This window comes from Aestuariibius insulae (assembly GCF_040783535.2).
Taxonomy (GTDB): Bacteria; Pseudomonadota; Alphaproteobacteria; order Rhodobacterales; family Rhodobacteraceae; genus Aestuariibius; species Aestuariibius insulae.
Window position 1 is genome coordinate 499,149 of record NZ_JBFONW020000001.1, and the last position, 17,359, is coordinate 516,507.

The following is a 17,359-nucleotide window of genomic DNA, read 5'->3' on the forward strand; positions in this document are numbered from 1 at the left end:
CTACTCCTTGTGGCATGGCGCTTCCCGACCCCAATATAAGCGATAGCCGCCCGGTCATCCGTCAACTGGACGAGGCCGCGATCAACCGCATCGCCGCCGGCGAGGTGGTCGAGCGCCCCGCCTCCGCCGTCAAGGAACTGGTCGAGAACGCCGTCGATGCCGGCGCCACCCGCATCGACATCGCCCAGGCCGATGGCGGCAAGAGCCTGATCCGCATCACCGACGATGGCTGCGGCATGAGCGCTGAGGACCTGCCGCTCGCCCTCTCGCGCCACGCCACCTCCAAACTGCCGGGCGACGACCTGCTCGATATCCACACCTTCGGCTTTCGCGGCGAGGCGCTGCCATCCCTCGGCGCCGTAGGCCGCCTCACGATCACGAGCCGCGTGACCGCCGCCGAGGCCCACCGGATCACCGTCACCGCATCACAGATCGCTCCCGTTAGCCCCGCCGCCCTCAGCTGCGGCACCGTGGTCGAACTGCGCGATCTTTTCCACGCCACACCCGCCCGGCTCAAATTCATGCGCTCCGACCGGGCCGAGGCGCAGGCGATCACCGACGTCGTCCGCCGCATCGCCATGGCCGAGCCATCGATCTCGTTCACCCTGCGCGACATCACCGACGGCGGCGACCGCATGATCCTGCGCGCCGATGCCGAAAGCGGCGCGCTCTTCGATGCGCTGCACGGGCGGCTCCGCACCCTAATCGGCGCGGATTTCGCGGACAATGCCCTCAAGATCGACGCCGAGAGGGACGGCATCCGCCTCACCGGCTACGCCGCCCTGCCGACCTATTCGCGCGGATCGGCGGTCACGCAATTCCTTTTCGTCAACGGCCGCCCGGTCAAAGACCGGATGCTGCACGGCGCGCTCCGCGCCGCCTATATGGATGTGCTCAGCCGCGACCGGCACCCCGCCGCCGCGCTCTTTATCGATTGCGATCCGCATCTTGTTGACGTCAACGTCCACCCCGCCAAATCCGAGGTCCGCTTCCGCGATCCCGGCACGGTGCGCGGCCTTATCGTCTCGGGCCTGCGCCACGCTCTGGCCGAGGCGGGCCACCGTGCGTCCTCGACTGTCGCGGCAGGCGTCCTTGGCGCGATGCAGCCCGAGCCGCAAAGCGCCCGCATCTACCAGATGGACCGTCCGCGCTCTGCTCCGATCCCGCAGCCAGGCTTCGCCGAAACCGCCCCCGTGTTTGCCCGCATCGACACCCCCGAAGAGCCGCCAGAGGAGAACCACCCCCTCGGCGCCGCGCGGGGTCAGGTCCACGAAAACTACATCATCGCCCAGACCGCCACCGGCATGGTCATCGTCGATCAGCACGCCGCCCACGAACGCCTCGTCTACGAAAAGCTCAAACAGCAGCGCGCGGAGAACGGCGTCGCCGCCCAGCAGCTCCTGATCCCCGAAATCGTGGAGCTTCCCGCCGAGGAGTGCGCCCAGCTTCTCGCCATCGCCGACGATTTGAACCGCCTCGGCCTCACCATCGAGCCCTTCGGCGGCACCGCCATCGCCGTCCGCGCCACCCCCGCGCTGCTCGGAGAGGTCGCCGCCGCGCCGATCCTTAAGGACATCCTCGACGAGCTGGCCGATACCGGCGACAGCCAGCTGATCGAGACCCGCATCGACGCCATCCTCAGCCGCATCGCCTGCCACGGCTCCATCCGCTCGGGCCGCCGGATGCGCGCCGAGGAGATGAACGCGCTCCTGCGCGAGATGGAGGCGACGCCGCTCTCGGGCCAATGCAATCATGGACGCCCGACTTACGTCGAACTCAAGCTCTCCGACATCGAACGGCTCTTCGGGCGGACATGATCGAGATCGGCGGCCAGACATACGCATTTGACGATCCGCGCGTTCTCGCTGCGGTTTTCCTGTTCGTATTTGTCGTCGCCCTCTTTTGGCTTTTGATCGCATCGGTCCGCCGCGCCGGGCGCTCGGCCACAGCGGTCGAGGATATGATGCGCCAGGTCGGACGCCTTAACCACGATGTCCAGTCGCTCGCAGGCGGGCAGCAGCAGCTCGCCGGATCGCTGCAATCGGTCAGCGAAACCCAGACCGCCGCCCAGCTCGGCGTCGTTCGCACGATGGAGGAACGCCTCTCTGCCGTTCAGACCCAGATGAACGAGCAACTGGCGAACAACGCCCTCAAACAGGCCCGCTCGCTCAGCGACCTACAGGAGCGGATGAAGGAAACCCTGCACGGCTCGTCGGAAAAGACCACCAAGTCACTGACTCAGCTCCAGGAACGCCTCGCCGCCATCGACAAGGCGCAGGACAATATCGAAAAGCTGTCGGGCGACGTGCTCTCGCTTCAAGATATCCTGTCGAACAAGCAGACCCGCGGCGCGTTCGGAGAGATCCAGCTCAACGATATCGTCTCCAAGGCGCTGCCCGCCGACGCCTATGCGTTCCAGCCGACACTCTCGAACGGCAGCCGCCCCGATTGCATCATCCACCTGCCGAACCCGCCGGGTCCGATCGTTATCGACGCCAAATTCCCGCTCGAGGATTACGAGCGCCTCGTCGCCGCCGAAGGCAAGGAGGCGCAGCTCAAGGCGCTCAAGGTCTTTGCCGCCTCGGTTCGCACCCATATCAAGGCGATCTCGGACAAATACCTCATCGAAGGCGAGACGGCCGACGGCGCGCTGATGTTCCTGCCCTCCGAAGCCGTCTATGCCGAACTGCACGCCCGTCTTCCCGAGGTTGTCCGCGACGGGTTCTCCGCCCGCGTCTGGATCGTCTCGCCGACCACCTGCATGGCGACACTGAACACGATGCGCGCGATCCTCAAGGATGCCCGGATGCGCGAACAGGCCGGCGCGATCCGCAAGGCGCTCAAGCAGCTTCACCGCGACGTCGAGATCATCGGCGAGAAGGCGGGAAAACTCGAAACCCACCTGCGGCAGGCGGGCGACGACGTCTCGGGAATCACCACCGCCGCCAGCCGCGCGGGCAAGCGCGCCGAGCGGCTCGACAGCTTCGATTTCGAAGAGCTTGCCCCGGACCAGACCCCCCTTCCGCTCGCCGAAAAGACGTCCTGACCAATCGCTGTGATTAGGAAGTCATTGTTTCTGCCGTTGCGCGTCCAGACCCATCGAGCGTCCGGTTAACTGCGGGTCGTCCATGAAAAACACCGACCAAATACCGACGTGTTACCGACCGGATACCGAAACCTCGTTTTCCCCAGATCGGCACTCTTAACCCTGGCCCTGTCAAACTGCGATTTGAACCGCTCGGTTCAACAGGTGTTGTCACAAAGGGGCTTGCCCGTTAGCGTCCGCCCCGAGGTCCTGACCGGAGAGATCCTGATGCGTAAGATCCTGTTTTCATTCGCCGCCTGCCTTGCTTTGACCGCCTGCGCGACCGTCGATCAGGCCGGTCTGCAAACCCGCAACGACATTCAGAATTTCGTCTGGGACAAGCAAGGTCGCCCCTTCGCCGACGGCACCGTCTATATTGTGGAGCCGGGTCCCCACTGGATGCGCGAGGTGATCCTAACCCCTTGTCGCAACGGTCAAATTTGCCTCGGCGGCGTCCATGGCCGCCCCGTTGGTGTGGGCCAGAGCGGTGAGTACACGGTCATCACTGGCGTCGCCCCCGGGCGCACCTATTACCTCACACCCGGCGGTCATGGCTTCTTCGTGCTCGGAAATAATCGCGCGATCCCAATCGCTTGGGATGGCGCGCTCGACCCCGAATCGCCTGCCTAGCCGCCGCTAGATCTTGAAGAACGGCTGCACCAGACGCGGCAGCATCGTGCTGAAGCGAAGCGGCGCATCCGTGGCCGCAAGGCAGATGCAATCCTCGCCCTCTTCAGCCACCGGTTTATGCGTAAGGTGTTGATCTGCTACCTCAATATCGCCCGCGCCGAACCGCTCTTCCTCGTCCCGGAACGCGCCTTTCAGAACCAGCGTCAGCTCGGTTCCCTGATGCCCATGGTCAGGCAACTGCCGCCCCGCCGGGATATGCAAAAGCCGCGCCGTCGCGCCTTTCGACGTCTTCAAAACCGCTTGCGAAACACCGCCCCCGATCTTGCGCCAGCGCACCTCGCCCAGCCCCCCACCGACATAGGAGGTCAATGGCTCCGGCAGGTCCGATCCGACCGCTTTCGCCACCGTCCGCGTCGGCGCCCAGTCGGCATTGGCGATCCGTCCCAGACAGGCCTCGAGCGCGCCGTCATCCATCGCAACACGGCCTGATCTCTCAAGCACGGCGCCACCCACCGCATCGAAACTTTCAAGCCGGGCGCGGCATTCATCGCACAGCGAAATATGGCTCGCCACGACAAGGCTGAAGGCCTCAGGAAGCGTTCCGGCGGAATAGCCCATCAGCAGGGCATCGGTCAGGTGGTGATTGATATCGTTCATCTTTTGTCACTTCATCACATGTCTAAGGCGCTCCAGCGCCAGACGAATTCGGGATTTGATCGTGCCGAGCGGGAGGCCCGTCTCGGCGGCAATTTCGGCATGGCTGAGATCGCCGTAATAGGCCCTCTCCACCAGCTCGCGCTGTCTTGCCGGAAGGGCGGCGATGGCAGTGCCAAGCGCATCCGCCTCCTGCTGAAACGCGATGGCATCGGCCTGATCCGGCTCGGGTTCAGGTCCCCAAGTCAGGTCTTCCGGCTCGGGCCGCCGGTCCTTGCGCAGCACGTCGATCCGGCGGTTCCGGGCGATGGTAAAGATCCACGTGGCCACGCTCGCCCGGCTGGCATCGAACATGTGCGCTTTGGTCCAAAGAGTGACGAGTACGTCCTGCGCCACATCCTCGGCCTGCCCGGCATCGGCGCCCGATTTAATTAGGAACGCCTTCACCCGTGGCGCAAAATGCCCGAAAAGCTCTGCAAAAGCCGCTTCATCGCGCTCCTCCCGGATCCGCCGCATATGCCCGGTCCAGGAAGGGCGATTTCTGTCGTCAAACGTCATCCAGGAAGACCCGATCCTTCGCGTTTTTTGCGCAGACGGAGACATGGAAAAGGAGACCGCCGCAGCTCCCCTCGTTTTCGCCATAGGTTCTGGTGTCGTCAACATGCGAGGGCTACGCCCAAGGTCGCGGTCCGGATCAAAAATTTGCAGGCTTTCCGACGCTTTTGTTGCTGCTATGTCCCACTCAAGATCGCAATCGGGAGCGAAACATATGGACGACGGGGCGAAACGGCAGCGGGTTGCCGTGATCGGCGCTGGCATATCGGGGATGGGCGCCGCCTATTTTCTGTCGGAGGACAGGGACGTTACGCTGTTCGACAGTCGCCCCCGCCTCGGCGGACATGCCCGCACGAAATGGGTCGGGGAGACGCCGGTCGATACCGGCTTTATCGTCTTTAACCGCCCGAATTATCCAAACCTCGTCTCGCTCTTCGAAGAGCTGGACGTCCCCGTCGTCGAAAGCGATATGAGCTTCGGGGCGTCCTTCAATCAGGGCCGCCTGCAGTTCGGGCTCAAGACACTGAACGCCGTCTTCGCCCAACGTCGCAACGCGCTCAGCCCCTCATATCTGCGAATGATCCGCGACATCCTGAAGTTCAACAAAAGCGCGCTCGCCGCCTCCAGTGAGGCCGGGCTGACGGTCGAAGGCCTGCTGGACCGGCTCGGCACCGGGCCGTTCTTTCGCGATAAGTACCTGCTGCCGCTGACCGGGGCCATCTGGTCCACACCTCTGGACCGGATCCTCGATTTTCCGGCCCATGCCCTGCTGCGGTTCATGCAGAACCATGCTCTGCTCTCAACGTCAGGCCAGCACCAGTGGTACACGGTTGAAGGCGGCTCGATCCAGTATGTCGACCGCGTGCAGGCCGAACTGAAACGCAGAGGCGTCCAGATCCGCCTCTCCGCCCCGGTTGAAAGCGTCAGCAGAACCTCCGGCGGCGTAGTCCTCCGAACCCCGGGGGCCGAGCCCGAGACGTTCGACGATATCATCTTCGCCACCCATTCGGACGACACGCTCCGCATGATCACGGATGCCAGCGATCACGAGGCCACCTGCCTCGGCGATTTCGGCTATCAGCCTAACGAGGTCGTCCTTCATACCGACGCGTCCATCATGCCGTCGATGCGCAAGGTCTGGGCCTCCTGGACCTATGTGGAAACCGCGCGCGATCCCGAAGCGATTGATCTGACCTATTGGATGAATTCGCTCCAGCCCCTTCCCGCGGGGCAGGACATCTTTGTGACGCTGAACAGCCAGCAGCCGATCCGCGAGGAACTGGTTCACGACACAACCACTCTGCGCCATCCGGTCTATGACTTGCCCGCACTGGCCGCTCAGGAGAAGATCGCCGCTAGAAACGGCGAGAGGCGAACGTGGTTCTGCGGCGCATGGATGAAGAACGGCTTTCACGAGGACGGTCTGTCGAGTGCCGTGGACGTGGTGCAGGCGATGCGTACCCGCGACAGTCAGGTATTGGCCGCAGAGTGAGCGTCGACCACATTGCGGGCACTACGTTTCATGGCCGCCGGGGCGCCGTGCGCAATGCGTTTCGCTATTCCATCGACTACGTGTTGCTCGATGCAGAGGCACCGCGCGCAGGGCCAACGCTCTTTTCAAGGAATCGGGCGAATGTGGCCACGCTTCGGGATCGCGACCATGGCGGCGCGCCGAAAGACGGAACCGGCGCTGCATGGGTGCGAGAGATTCTGCTGGAACGCGACCTGCCAGCGCCAGCGCGAATCGAGCTTCTGGCGCAGCCGCGCATTTTGGGGCACGTCTTCAACCCGGTGAGCTTCTGGCTGTGCCGCGACGCGGAGGACGCGATCTGCGTTGTCATTGCGGAAGTCAGCAACACATTCGGCGACCGGCATTCCTACCTGTGCCATCGAGATGATCTGCAGCCAATCGGCCCGCGCGACATTCTAACGGCGAAGAAATGCTTTCACGTCTCGCCCTTTCAGGAGATCGAGGGCAGCTATCGCTTCCGCTTCACCATAACCGACGCGGCTATCGACATCCTGATCGATCATACCCGCCCCGGAGGCGGCGTGGTCGCGACGCTTCAGGGGCCGCGCCGCCCGCTGACCAACCGCTCGATCCTCGCCGCCTGCCTGCGCCGTCCGTTCGGATCGCGCAGGGTGCTGACGCTGATCCACTGGCAGGCGCTCAAGCTCTGGTGGAAAGGCGCCCGCTATCGGCCCCGTCCCGATCCGCCTAAAACCGAGGTATCGCGTTGAGTGCGCTCGGTGCCGCCTGGCGCGAACGGCTTCCCGCCTATTCGCTCTTCGCAGCGATCCTGTCGGGAGCGGGACTTCCGATTTATATATATGCGCCAAAGTATTACGCGGACAATTACGGCGTCAGCCTGACCCTGCTCGGTGCGGTTCTCTTCGCGCTTCGGCTATTCGACGTGGTGCAGGATCCGCTCTTGGGATGGATCAGCGAACGACTGGCCAAAGGCAAAGCCATCGCCCTGACCTTCGGCGCGGCGGTTCTGGGCGCATCGATGATCGGCCTTTTCGCAATCGTGCCGCCCATCGCGCCGGTCTGGTGGTTCGGACTGACGATCACCGGGCTCTTTACCGCCTTCAGCTTTCTGAACATCAGCTTCTATGCCCGAGGCGTCGCCAAGGCCGGATCGCAGGACGGCGGTCATGTTCGTCTCGCCGCATGGCGCGAATCCGGCGCCTTGTTCGGGGTCTGTCTGGCGGCCGTCGTCCCCACGCTTCTGACGGGAACGGTCGCCCGACCCTATGCGGTCTTCGCGGTCGGCTTCGCGAGCGTGGTGGTCGTGGCGGCCATCGCCATGTGGCCTGAATGGAAGGGCCGGGCTAAGACCGAAGCCAGCCCCATTGGCCGTATCCTCGAAGACCGGATCGCCCGCCGCTTGCTCATCCTCGCCTTGGTCAACGCAACACCTCTCGCCGTCGCATCGACCGTCTTTCTTTTCTACGTCGAAAGTCGCCTCGAAGCGCCGGGCTGGGAAGGGATACTGCTCGTCCTTTTCTTCTTCTCGGCTGCCCTGTCCTCTCCCGGGTGGAGCCTTCTGGCCCGCGCGAAAGGAGAGAAAAGGGTTCTTTTAAGCGCCATGGTCGTCGCGGTTATCTCCTTTGCCGCAACGCTCTTTTTGGGATCGGGCGACGTTCTGTTCTTCGCGGTGATCTGTGTGCTTTCGGGCGCAACGATCGGAGCGGACCTGACGCTTTTGCCCGCGATGTTCGCCAAACGGATGGCCGCGATCTCTCCCAATGGTGGACAGGGCTTCGGCCTTTGGTCGCTGGTTTCGAAGTTCACGCTGGCTTTTGCGGCGGCCACGCTTCTACCGCTTCTCGAGATGTCTGGCTTTCAAAGCGGCACCGACAATCCGCAAAGCGCGCGGGTCATGCTGACTGTTCTCTATGCCCTCGTCCCCATCGTTTTGAAATGCGTGGCGATCCTCCTGCTTTGGGCGCTCACGCTCGAAGATCCCGGCGCCGAACCCAGCGAGGTCGCTGTCCAAAAATAGACCGCTCCGATGCTGGACAGGCGAAGCTCTCGCGCCAGATCAAGGGCAACAAGGCGGACCATCGGCCGCCAGCAATGCGAGAGGACGACGCGGTGAAGGACTGGCAAGGAAAACGGTATTGGTTGATCGGTGCAAGCGAGGGTCTTGGACGAGAGCTGGCCTTTTCCTTAAGCCGCGTCGGCGCCGAGGTCATCGTCTCCGCCAGATCCGAAGATCGCCTGAAAAGCCTGGTTGAAGAGCTTCCGGGAAAGGCGTCCTACGAAGTGGTCGATGTCACCGATCTTGCACAGGTCGAAGAGGTTGCGGGCCGGATCGGCGACATCGACGGAATGGTCTATCTAGCAGGCGTCTATACGCCCATGAAAGCCGGAGAGTGGGACAACAAAAAAGCCGATCTGATGGCGCAGGTGAACTATCTGGGCGCCTCCCGCTCTGTCGGGGCGGTCATCCATCCTATGCTCAACCGCGGCAACGGACACATCGTGCTTGTCGGATCCCTGTCGGGGTTCAGGGGGCTGCCGGGCGCAATCGGATATTCGGCGTCCAAAGCGGGGCTGATGGTGCTGGCGGAATCGATGCATGCCGATCTGCGCAAGACCGATATCCATGTTCAGGTCGTCAACCCGGGCTTCATCAAAACGCGACTCACAGACCAGAACGACTTCTCCATGCCTTTCATCATGGAGCCGGAGGAGGCCGCGCGCGAAGTCTTTGAATTCATGAACACGGACGACTTCAAGAAGAGCTTTCCACTGCTCTTCTCGCTCCTGTTCCGGGTCGGACAATTCCTTCCCGATTCGATCTACTACCGGATGTTCCCCCTGCGCGACTAGGCGACGGGCGGATCGTCAGCCTCCGATATGCTCTTGAAACAGCGCCTCTACTCTCGTCCACGCCGGATCAGTGTGGAAGGCCAACAAAAGCGGAAAGAGCTGTTCGGCAAAGTCCTCTGACACATCCATGGGAAGAAGGGCTGGCAGGTTGTCGATAGCCATGATGTCCAGCGGTGGCTTGTCCTGCACCCGGACCACCGGCTCTTTCCAGCTTGTCGCCCCATCATAAAGTGGGATCGGATTGTATTCGCTACCAGGATCGCAGGCGATATCGCCGATCACGGTCAGGGCGCGATCTTTCGTCAGAACCTCCTCCGAGACAAAGACAGGCGTCTTGGGCCCTGCCAGAACACAGTTGAGAAAGATCTCGTGTTTCAGGATCTGCGGGAACGGTCCTCCGCCTTGTGTCTCCTCCAGATCCCATGCCGTCACGGGCACGCCAAGCGCGGTGCATAGATCCGCCGCTCCCGATCCGACCCGTCCTTTCGCGCCGATCACGATTGCCGAGGGCCGGGTCCCGCGGGCTTCGGTCATGCGGCCCTGTAGCCCGGCGAGCAAGGGCTTCGCTCCGTCCCACGGCTCTACCGGTTCCATCGGGCGGCCTCTTTGCTGTGCAAGCCAGGCCAGCAGGCTGATTGCCGCGCCGACATAGCCGGCCCAGTAGCCGAAAGCGGCCAGACGACGGCCTCTTTCGTTCGTCAGGTATTCCAGATCCAGCAGGGTTCCGCCGCCTTCCTTGAACCGCTCGAGCAAGGCAGGACCGTCCGGTTGGCCTTTGTAGGCATGACCGAACATCACGTGATGATGGCGCAGTGGCGGACCTTTCGGGTCCAGCTCCTTCAGCCCAAGAACCACGGCGTCTTCCGGCGCGTCATGCCAGTCTTGCGCTTCGACCATCGTGCAGCCGACGCCCGCATAGGCGCTGTCCGGTATGATCCGGCGGCGGCTCCGCTCAACGGTCACCCGATAATCCGCGGCCAGCAGCCGCGATGCTCCTTCGGGGGTCAACAATGTGCGAGCTTCTTCAGGTCGATCCTCGGCACGAAGCCAGAAATGAGCCATCGTCTTGTCCTTCCCAGATACTTTCACATGGCATCACGCACCGCAGATTGCGGCAAAACAGAACGATACATCGACCGTAATCGAACCGGCTGGCGCGAAACGCTGTCGCGGTGTCGCGTCGGGACTTTCGATTGCCGGACAAGTCTGATTGTCTCAGATTTGCCCGAGGAGAGAACCCCCATGCCTGAAACGATCCGTTTCACACTCGACGGTCAAGAGGTCGAGGCCGGTCCAGGAGAGACCATCTGGGATGTCGCCAAGCGCGAAGGGACTGCGATCCCGCATCTGTGCCATCGCGATGCCCCGGGATATCGCTCGGACGGAAACTGCCGGGCCTGCATGGTCGGGATCGAGGGTGAGAGAACCCTCGCCGCCTCCTGTATTCGCGCGCCGTCTGAGGGCATGGTTGTCACGACCGATCAACCACGAGAGGTCGCCGCCCGCCGAATGGTGGTCGAGCTGCTCCTCGCAGATCAGCCCGAAGAAGCTTACGACAAATCCTCGAGGTTCCACGAAACTGCCGAAGCCCAAGGCGTCGCGGAGAGCCGGTTTCCGGCGATGGCGCCACAAGAGGTGCCGCTTCTCGATAACAGTCATGTGGCCATGGCGGTTAATCTTGACGCGTGTATCCAGTGCGGTCTGTGTGTACGGGCCTGCCGTGAGGTTCAGGTCAATGACGTAATCGGCATGGCGGGGCGCGGTCACGCAGCCTTTCCGGTCTTCGATCAGGACGACCCGATGGGCGACAGTACCTGCGTGGCTTGCGGGGAATGCGTTGAGGCCTGCCCGACCGGTGCTCTCATGCCGCGCGGTGCCATTCCCGACCGATCCGACATCGACCGGGAGGTGAAATCCGTCTGTCCCTATTGCGGCGTCGGGTGTCAGCTGACCTTCAAGGTCAAAGACGACAAGATTGCCTGGGTCGAGGGTGCTGAGGGTCCCGCCAACGAAAACCGCCTTTGTGTGAAGGGCCGGTTCGGGTTCGACTATGTGCATCATGATCACCGCCTGACGGTGCCACTCATCCGCAAGGATGGCGCAGAGAAGGGGCTGAACGTCGATCCCGGGAACTGGTCGACCCATTTCCGCGAAGCAACGTGGGAGGAAGCGCTCGATGTCGCGGCCAATGGCTTGAAGGGCCGGGGCAGGGAGGTCGCGGGGTTCGGCTCTGCCAAATGCTCGAACGAAGAGGCCTATCTTTTCCAGAAGCTCATCCGCCAGGGCTTCGGGCATAACAATGTCGATCACTGCACAAGGCTGTGCCATGCATCTTCGGTCGCGGCGCTGCTCGAGAATGTCGGATCCGGCGCGGTCACGGCGACCTTCAACGAAATTGAAAATGCGGACGTGGCGATTGTGATCGGGGCGAACCCGACTGAAAACCATCCTGTGGCCGCGACCTATTTCAAACAGTTCGCAAAACGCGGCGGTCAGCTTATCGTCATGGATCCACGGGGGCAGGGCCTCAAGCGGCATACCTCGCATATGCTTCAGTTCAAGCCCGGTGCGGATGTCTCGATGCTTAACGCGATCATGCATGTGATCGTCGATGAAGACCTCTATGACCGCCAGTATATTGCGGCCATGACCGAGAACTGGGAGGCGATGAAGGCGCACCTCGCCGAATTCCCGCCCGAGAAGATGGAGGCTATCTGCGGCATCCCCGCAGAGACGCTGCGCGACGTCGCGCGCGTCTGGGCAGGTGCCAAGTCAGGCATGATCTTCTGGGGCATGGGGATCAGCCAGCACATCCACGGTACTGATAACTCGCGCTGCCTGATCTCGCTTGCGCTGATGTGCGGGCAAGTTGGGCGGCCCGGAACCGGGCTTCATCCGCTGCGAGGACAAAACAACGTGCAAGGCGCGTCCGATGCCGGTCTGATCCCGATGTTCCTGCCGGATTATCAAAGCGTCACCGATGATGGCGTCCGTTCTGCTTTCCACGAAATCTGGGGCGAGGGCGAGGTCGCGCCCGAGAAAGGTCTAACAGTCGTTGAGATCATGGACGCGATCCATGAGGGCGACATTCGGGCCATGTATATCCTCGGTGAAAACCCGGCGATGAGCGACCCCGATGTCGATCATGCGCGGGCAGCACTCGCCAAGCTCGATCATCTGGTCGTGCAGGATATCTTTCTGACCGAGACTGCGAATTATGCCGATGTCATTCTGCCGGCCAGTGCCTGGGTCGAGAAGACCGGCACCGTGACCAACACAAATCGTCAGGTTCAGATGGGTCGCCCGGCCGTTCCCTGGCCGGGGCAGGCTCGCGAGGATTGGTGGATCACGACCGAGCTTGCCAAGCGACTTGGTCTTGGATGGGATTACACCCACCCGCGCGAAGTCTTTGCCGAAATGAAGCAGAGCATGGCGAGCCTCGACAACATCACTTGGGAGAGGTTGGAGAGCGAGGCGGTCACTTATCCGTCCTCTGGTCTGGATGATCCGGGCGCTGCCATCGTCTTTGCCGATGCCTTCCCGCGTGATGGCGGGCGGGCGCGGTTCACACCTGCCTCGGTCGTGCCGCCCGACGAGGTTCCCGATACCGACTATCCATTTGTCCTGATCACCGGGCGTCAGCTCGAACACTGGCATACCGGGGCCATGACGCGGCGCGCGAGCATGCTCGATGCGCTCGAACCCGAGGCGAACTGTTCGCTTCATCCGCGCACTCTGCGCAAGCTGGGTGTCGAGCCGGGAGACCTGGTCCGGCTGACGACGCGGCGCGGCTCGATCAAGGTGATGGCCCGCGCGGACCGTGCGGTAGCCGAGGACAACGTCTTTCTGCCCTTCGCCTATGTCGAGGCATCTGCAAACCTGCTTACGAACCCAGCTCTTGATCCCTACGGAAAGATTCCCGAGTTCAAGTACTCGGCCGTTCGTGTCGAAGCTATTGCGCCCGCCGACGTCGCTTGATGCGTGATGAATTGAACGGTCGTTCAGAAAAACCGTTTGACGCGATGCGATCTTCTCCGACAGTATGAATTGACCTGCTATTGGCAGGGCAGCGTCGACTGGAGATCGACGGGGAGGATATCGTGCTCGAAAGGACCCACAACGCGGCCGAGAAGGCCGTTTCGATGCCCGCTTTGCTGGCTCGCAATGTCGCGCGCTATGATGGCAAGCCAGCCTATCGCGAGAAGGAATTCGGGATCTGGCAGTCCTGGAGCTGGGCCGAAGCCGCCGAGGAGATCGAGGCGCTGGCTCTGGGGCTAATGGCCGATGGCGTCGGGCCGGGGGACTATATCGCGCTTTTGGGGCGCAACCGGCCGCATCTTTACTGGTCGATGGTGGCCATTCAGATGACGGGTGCCGTTCCGGTGCCGCTCTATCAGGACGCCGCTGCCGAAGAGGTCGCCTACGCCCTTGATCATTGCGGCGCGCGCTACGTCATCTGCGGCGATCAGGAGCAGGTCGACAAGGTTTTCGAGATCCAGAGCAGCCTGTCCGGGCTGGACCGGATCATCTTCATCGACCCGCGCGGGATGCGCAAATACGAGCAGGGCCATCTGGTCTCGTTCGAGCATCTTCAAAGCGAGGGCCGTAAAGCGGATACAGCGGCCAAAGCCGAGCTCTCGCGGCGGTGGGAGGCGCTGGGATACGACGATACGTGCGTGATGCTTTACACATCGGGAACGACCGGGCGTCCGAAAGGTGTGGTTCTGTCGAACCGCAACATTATAGAGACCTCCAAGGCCTCCTCCGAGTTCGATGGTCTCAAGACGGGCGATGAAACTTTGGCCTATCTCCCAATCGCATGGGTCGGTGATTACATCTTTTCGATGGGCCAAGCCTATTGGACGGGGTTCTGTGTAAACTGTCCCGAAAGCGAGCACACGATGATGACCGATCTGCGCGAGATCGGTCCGACCTATTATTTCGCGCCGCCTCGGGTCTTCGAGACGCAGCTGACGACCGTAATGATCCGGATGGAAGATGCGGGACGCCTGAAGAAATGGCTTTTCGATCGATATATGGACGTTGCGCGTCGCGTTGGACCCGCGATCCTTGATGGCAAGGACGTCAGCGCGATGGACCGGCTGCGCTACAAGCTGGGGAACGTGCTGGTTTACGGTCCGCTCAAAAATACGCTGGGGCTAAGCCGCGTTCGGGTCGGCTATACGGCAGGGGAGGCGATCGGGCCGGAGATCTTCGATTTCTATCGCTCGCTCGGGATCAACCTTAAGCAGCTCTACGGTCAGACGGAGGCGTCTGTCTTCATCACGCAGCAGCCTGACGGTGAGGTCCGCTCGGACACGGTCGGTGTGCCGTCGCCAGGCGTGGAGCTGAAGATCGCGGAGAATGGAGAGGTTTTCTATCGGTCGCCGGGCACTTTCGTGGAATACTTCAAGAACGCGGACAGCACTGCCGACACCAAAGACTCCGAAGGCTGGGTCGCCACAGGCGATGCAGGCTTTATCGAAGACAGTTCAGGCCATCTTAGGATCATCGACCGTGCAAAGGATGTGGGCAAAATGGCAAGCGGGGCGCTTTTTGCGCCGAAATATGTCGAGAATAAGCTGAAGTTTTTCCCCAATATACTTGAAGCCGTCGTCTTCGGGAGCGGACGCGAGATGTGCTGCGCGTTTCTCAACATTGACCTGACGGCGGTCGGAAACTGGGCCGAGCGTAATAACATCGCCTATTCCAGCTATCAGGAACTGTCCCAGCACCCGCGCGTGCTCGAGATTATCCAAGATCATGTGGAAGAGGTGAACCGGTCCATTGCCGAGGACGAAATGCTATCGGGCTGCCAGATCCACCGCTTTCTAGTGCTGCACAAGGAGCTGGACGCCGACGACGGAGAGCTCACCCGGACGCGCAAAGTGCGGCGTAAGATCATCGCAGAGAAGTTCAATGATCTGATCGAGGCGCTCTATAGCGGCAAGTCCGAGATCTATACCGAGACGGAGGTGACCTACGAAGACGGGCGCAAGGGAAAAATCAAAGCGACGCTCGATATCCGCGATGCCAAGGTTGCGCCCGCTCAGACGAAGGTTCTGGAGGCCGCCGAATGAGCCGTCGATACGGCGCTCCCGCTGCGCGGATCGCCCCGCCCGCCGTCCCATATCGGAGAGGCTCATGAAAGACAGCGTCGAGCCCTATGTGACCGCTGACGGCCGGACCATCGGCGACCGGATGATGGAGATGCGCAACATCACGCTTCGGTTCGGCGGGGTCGTGGCGATCAAGGATATCTCGTTCGATATTCGGGAAGGTGAGATCCGCGCGATCATTGGCCCGAACGGGGCAGGCAAGTCCTCGATGCTTAATGTGATCTCGGGCTTTTACCATCCGCAAGAGGGCGAGGTCTGGTTTCGCGGCGAGAAACGCCCGTCGATGAAGCCCTATCAGGTCGCACGGCAAGGCGTTGCGCGGACCTTCCAGAACATCGCACTTTTCAATGGGATGAGCGTTCTGGACAATGTCATGACGGGGCGGCTTCGCCAGATGAAGACAGGGCTCTGGTCTCAGATGATCTGGAAAGGGCCCGCCGAAAGGGAAGAGGTCGAGAATCGGGAAGCGGTCGAGAAAATCATCGATTTTTTAGAGATCCAAGCCATTCGAAAAACACCTGTGGGCCGGTTGCCCTATGGTCTGAAGAAGAGAGTGGAGCTGGCACGTGCTCTCGCCGCCGAGCCGGATCTTCTGCTTCTCGATGAGCCGATGGCGGGCATGAATGTCGAGGAGAAAGAGGATATGAGTCGCTTCATCCTCGACGTGAACGACGAGTTCGGCACGACCATCGCCCTGATCGAGCACGATATGGGCGTTGTCATGGATCTGAGCGACCGGGTGGTGGTGATGGATTACGGGCGCAAGATTGGGGATGGCACGCCCGAGGAGGTCCGCAACAATCCCGACGTGATCGATGCCTATCTGGGGGTGGCTCATGACTGAGCGAGATCTGATCACGATGGCGGAGCAGATAGCCCATGTCTGACCAGTTCTATTACGGTATCGAAGTGCTCCTGAACGGGCTCATGGCGGGCGTTCTATACGCGCTTGTCGCGCTTGGTTTCGTGCTGATCTACAAGGCGTCCGGGATCTTCAATTACGCGCAAGGCGTGATGGCGCTTTTTGCGGCCCTCACTCTGGTCGGGATCATGGAAGGCCAGATCCCGTTCAGCCATCTGATCAACGCAGTCTTCGGCACCGATCTGCACCATTTCGGCTGGGAGGTGCCGGCCCTGTTTGCGATCCTGCTCACGGTCGGAGTGATGGTGCTTTTCGCGATTGCGGTGCAACGGTTTATCTTTCGGCATCTTGTCGGGCAGGAGCCGATCATCCTGTTCATGGCGACCATCGGACTTGCTTATTTTCTTGAAGGCGCCGGTGATCTGATGTGGGGCTCGGACATCAAGACGCTCGATGTCGGAATTCCGCAGGGTGGGTCGTTCTGGATCGAGGATATGACAAGCGGGCTGGGATCCGAGAACTTCTTTGGCTTCTTTATCGACCGTCTTGATATCGTGGCGACGATTGTGGCCATCATTCTTGTCGCGGCGCTTGTCGTCTTTTCCCAGTATACCAAGCAGGGCCGGGCACTGCGGGCTGTGGCGGACGATCACCAGGCGGCGCTGAGTGTTGGGATCTCCCTGAATTTCATCTGGATCCTCGTCTGGTCGATCGCCGGATTCGTGGCCCTGGTCGCCGGGATCATGTGGGGCGCTAAATCCGGGGTGCAGTTTTCGCTGTCCCTGATCGCGCTGAAGGCCTTGCCGGTTTTGATGCTGGGCGGCTTTACCTCAATCCCAGGCGCGATTGTTGGCGGGTTAATCATCGGGGTCGGCGAGAAGCTTTTCGAGTTCCTGATCGGGGCGCCGTATCTAGGGGGCGCGACGGAGAACTGGTTCGCCTATGTTCTGGCGCTGATCTTTCTTGTCTTCCGGCCGCAAGGCCTGTTCGGGGAGCGGATCATTGAAAGGGTATAGCGAGGTCCCGAATGTGCGACTGCGTGCGCCTGCGGCGCACGGCACCCGCCCACCCGAAACCTCGGAGTGCCTCCGGCGGAGGTATTTCTGGCAAGA

14 protein-coding genes are annotated in these 17,359 nt (G+C 61.7%); 11 read left to right on the plus strand and 3 right to left on the minus strand.

From position 1 onward, the window contains the following. The first annotated feature begins 14 nt into the window (after window positions 1–14). The 3 genes from mutL to AAD018_RS02405 all read left to right on the plus strand — a co-directional run bounded on the left by mutL (window position 15) and on the right by AAD018_RS02405 (window position 3,715). Window positions 15–1,817, plus strand: a complete 1,803-nt coding sequence (mutL, locus tag AAD018_RS02395) for a DNA mismatch repair endonuclease MutL (protein WP_367313723.1) — start codon at window positions 15–17, stop codon at window positions 1,815–1,817. Continuing rightward, the gene (locus AAD018_RS02400; RefSeq protein WP_367313722.1) at window positions 1,814–3,046 is read left to right on the plus strand and encodes a DNA recombination protein RmuC; all 1,233 of its coding nucleotides are present in this window, start codon (window positions 1,814–1,816) and stop codon (window positions 3,044–3,046) included. The genes mutL and AAD018_RS02400 overlap by 4 nt, the downstream gene beginning before the upstream one ends. A gap of 222 nt (window positions 3,047–3,268) precedes the next feature. After that, window positions 3,269–3,715 (plus strand): hypothetical protein, encoded by a 447-nt coding sequence (locus AAD018_RS02405; protein WP_412005168.1) that lies wholly within the window; start codon window positions 3,269–3,271, stop codon window positions 3,713–3,715. 6 nt (window positions 3,716–3,721) lie between these two features. Here the strand turns inward: AAD018_RS02405 and AAD018_RS02410 are convergent, their stop codons facing one another. Continuing rightward, complete coding sequence (locus AAD018_RS02410) at window positions 3,722–4,372, minus strand: ChrR family anti-sigma-E factor (protein ID WP_367313720.1); 651 nt, start codon at window positions 4,370–4,372, stop codon at window positions 3,722–3,724. 6 nt (window positions 4,373–4,378) lie between these two features. Next, window positions 4,379–4,927 (minus strand): sigma-70 family RNA polymerase sigma factor, encoded by a 549-nt coding sequence (locus AAD018_RS02415; protein ID WP_367313719.1) that lies wholly within the window; start codon window positions 4,925–4,927, stop codon window positions 4,379–4,381. A 211-nt stretch (window positions 4,928–5,138) separates the two neighbouring features. Between AAD018_RS02415 and AAD018_RS02420 the strand changes: the two genes are divergently transcribed. The 4 genes from AAD018_RS02420 to AAD018_RS02435 all read left to right on the plus strand — a co-directional run bounded on the left by AAD018_RS02420 (window position 5,139) and on the right by AAD018_RS02435 (window position 9,266). Beyond that, window positions 5,139–6,416, plus strand: a complete 1,278-nt coding sequence (locus AAD018_RS02420) for an NAD(P)/FAD-dependent oxidoreductase (RefSeq protein WP_367313718.1) — start codon at window positions 5,139–5,141, stop codon at window positions 6,414–6,416. Then, window positions 6,413–7,165: a DUF1365 domain-containing protein gene (locus AAD018_RS02425; RefSeq protein WP_367313717.1), complete on the plus strand. Its 753-nt coding sequence runs from the start codon at window positions 6,413–6,415 to the stop codon at window positions 7,163–7,165. Before AAD018_RS02420 ends, AAD018_RS02425 begins: the two co-directional genes overlap by 4 nt. Continuing rightward, window positions 7,162–8,433 (plus strand): MFS transporter, encoded by a 1,272-nt coding sequence (locus tag AAD018_RS02430; protein ID WP_367313716.1) that lies wholly within the window; start codon window positions 7,162–7,164, stop codon window positions 8,431–8,433. Before AAD018_RS02425 ends, AAD018_RS02430 begins: the two co-directional genes overlap by 4 nt. Window positions 8,434–8,525: 92 nt before the next feature. Next, complete coding sequence (locus AAD018_RS02435; protein ID WP_367313715.1) at window positions 8,526–9,266, plus strand: SDR family NAD(P)-dependent oxidoreductase; 741 nt, start codon at window positions 8,526–8,528, stop codon at window positions 9,264–9,266. A gap of 15 nt (window positions 9,267–9,281) precedes the next feature. Here AAD018_RS02435 and AAD018_RS02440 read toward each other — a convergent pair whose 3' ends face one another. Beyond that, complete coding sequence (locus AAD018_RS02440) at window positions 9,282–10,328, minus strand: saccharopine dehydrogenase (protein ID WP_367313714.1); 1,047 nt, start codon at window positions 10,326–10,328, stop codon at window positions 9,282–9,284. Between the two features lie 180 nt (window positions 10,329–10,508). Here AAD018_RS02440 and fdhF point away from each other — a divergent pair, with 180 nt between their 5' ends. The 4 genes from fdhF to AAD018_RS02460 all read left to right on the plus strand — a co-directional run bounded on the left by fdhF (window position 10,509) and on the right by AAD018_RS02460 (window position 17,263). Further along, window positions 10,509–13,244, plus strand: a complete 2,736-nt coding sequence (fdhF, locus tag AAD018_RS02445; protein WP_367313713.1) for a formate dehydrogenase subunit alpha — start codon at window positions 10,509–10,511, stop codon at window positions 13,242–13,244. A gap of 164 nt (window positions 13,245–13,408) precedes the next feature. Next, window positions 13,409–15,346 (plus strand): AMP-binding protein, encoded by a 1,938-nt coding sequence (locus AAD018_RS02450; protein WP_367314217.1) that lies wholly within the window; start codon window positions 13,409–13,411, stop codon window positions 15,344–15,346. Window positions 15,347–15,410: 64 nt separating this feature from the next. After that, the gene (locus tag AAD018_RS02455; RefSeq protein WP_367313712.1) at window positions 15,411–16,229 is read left to right on the plus strand and encodes an ABC transporter ATP-binding protein; all 819 of its coding nucleotides are present in this window, start codon (window positions 15,411–15,413) and stop codon (window positions 16,227–16,229) included. 35 nt (window positions 16,230–16,264) lie between these two features. Beyond that, the gene (locus tag AAD018_RS02460) at window positions 16,265–17,263 is read left to right on the plus strand and encodes a branched-chain amino acid ABC transporter permease (RefSeq protein ID WP_367313711.1); all 999 of its coding nucleotides are present in this window, start codon (window positions 16,265–16,267) and stop codon (window positions 17,261–17,263) included. The last annotated feature ends 96 nt before the right edge of the window (window positions 17,264–17,359 follow it).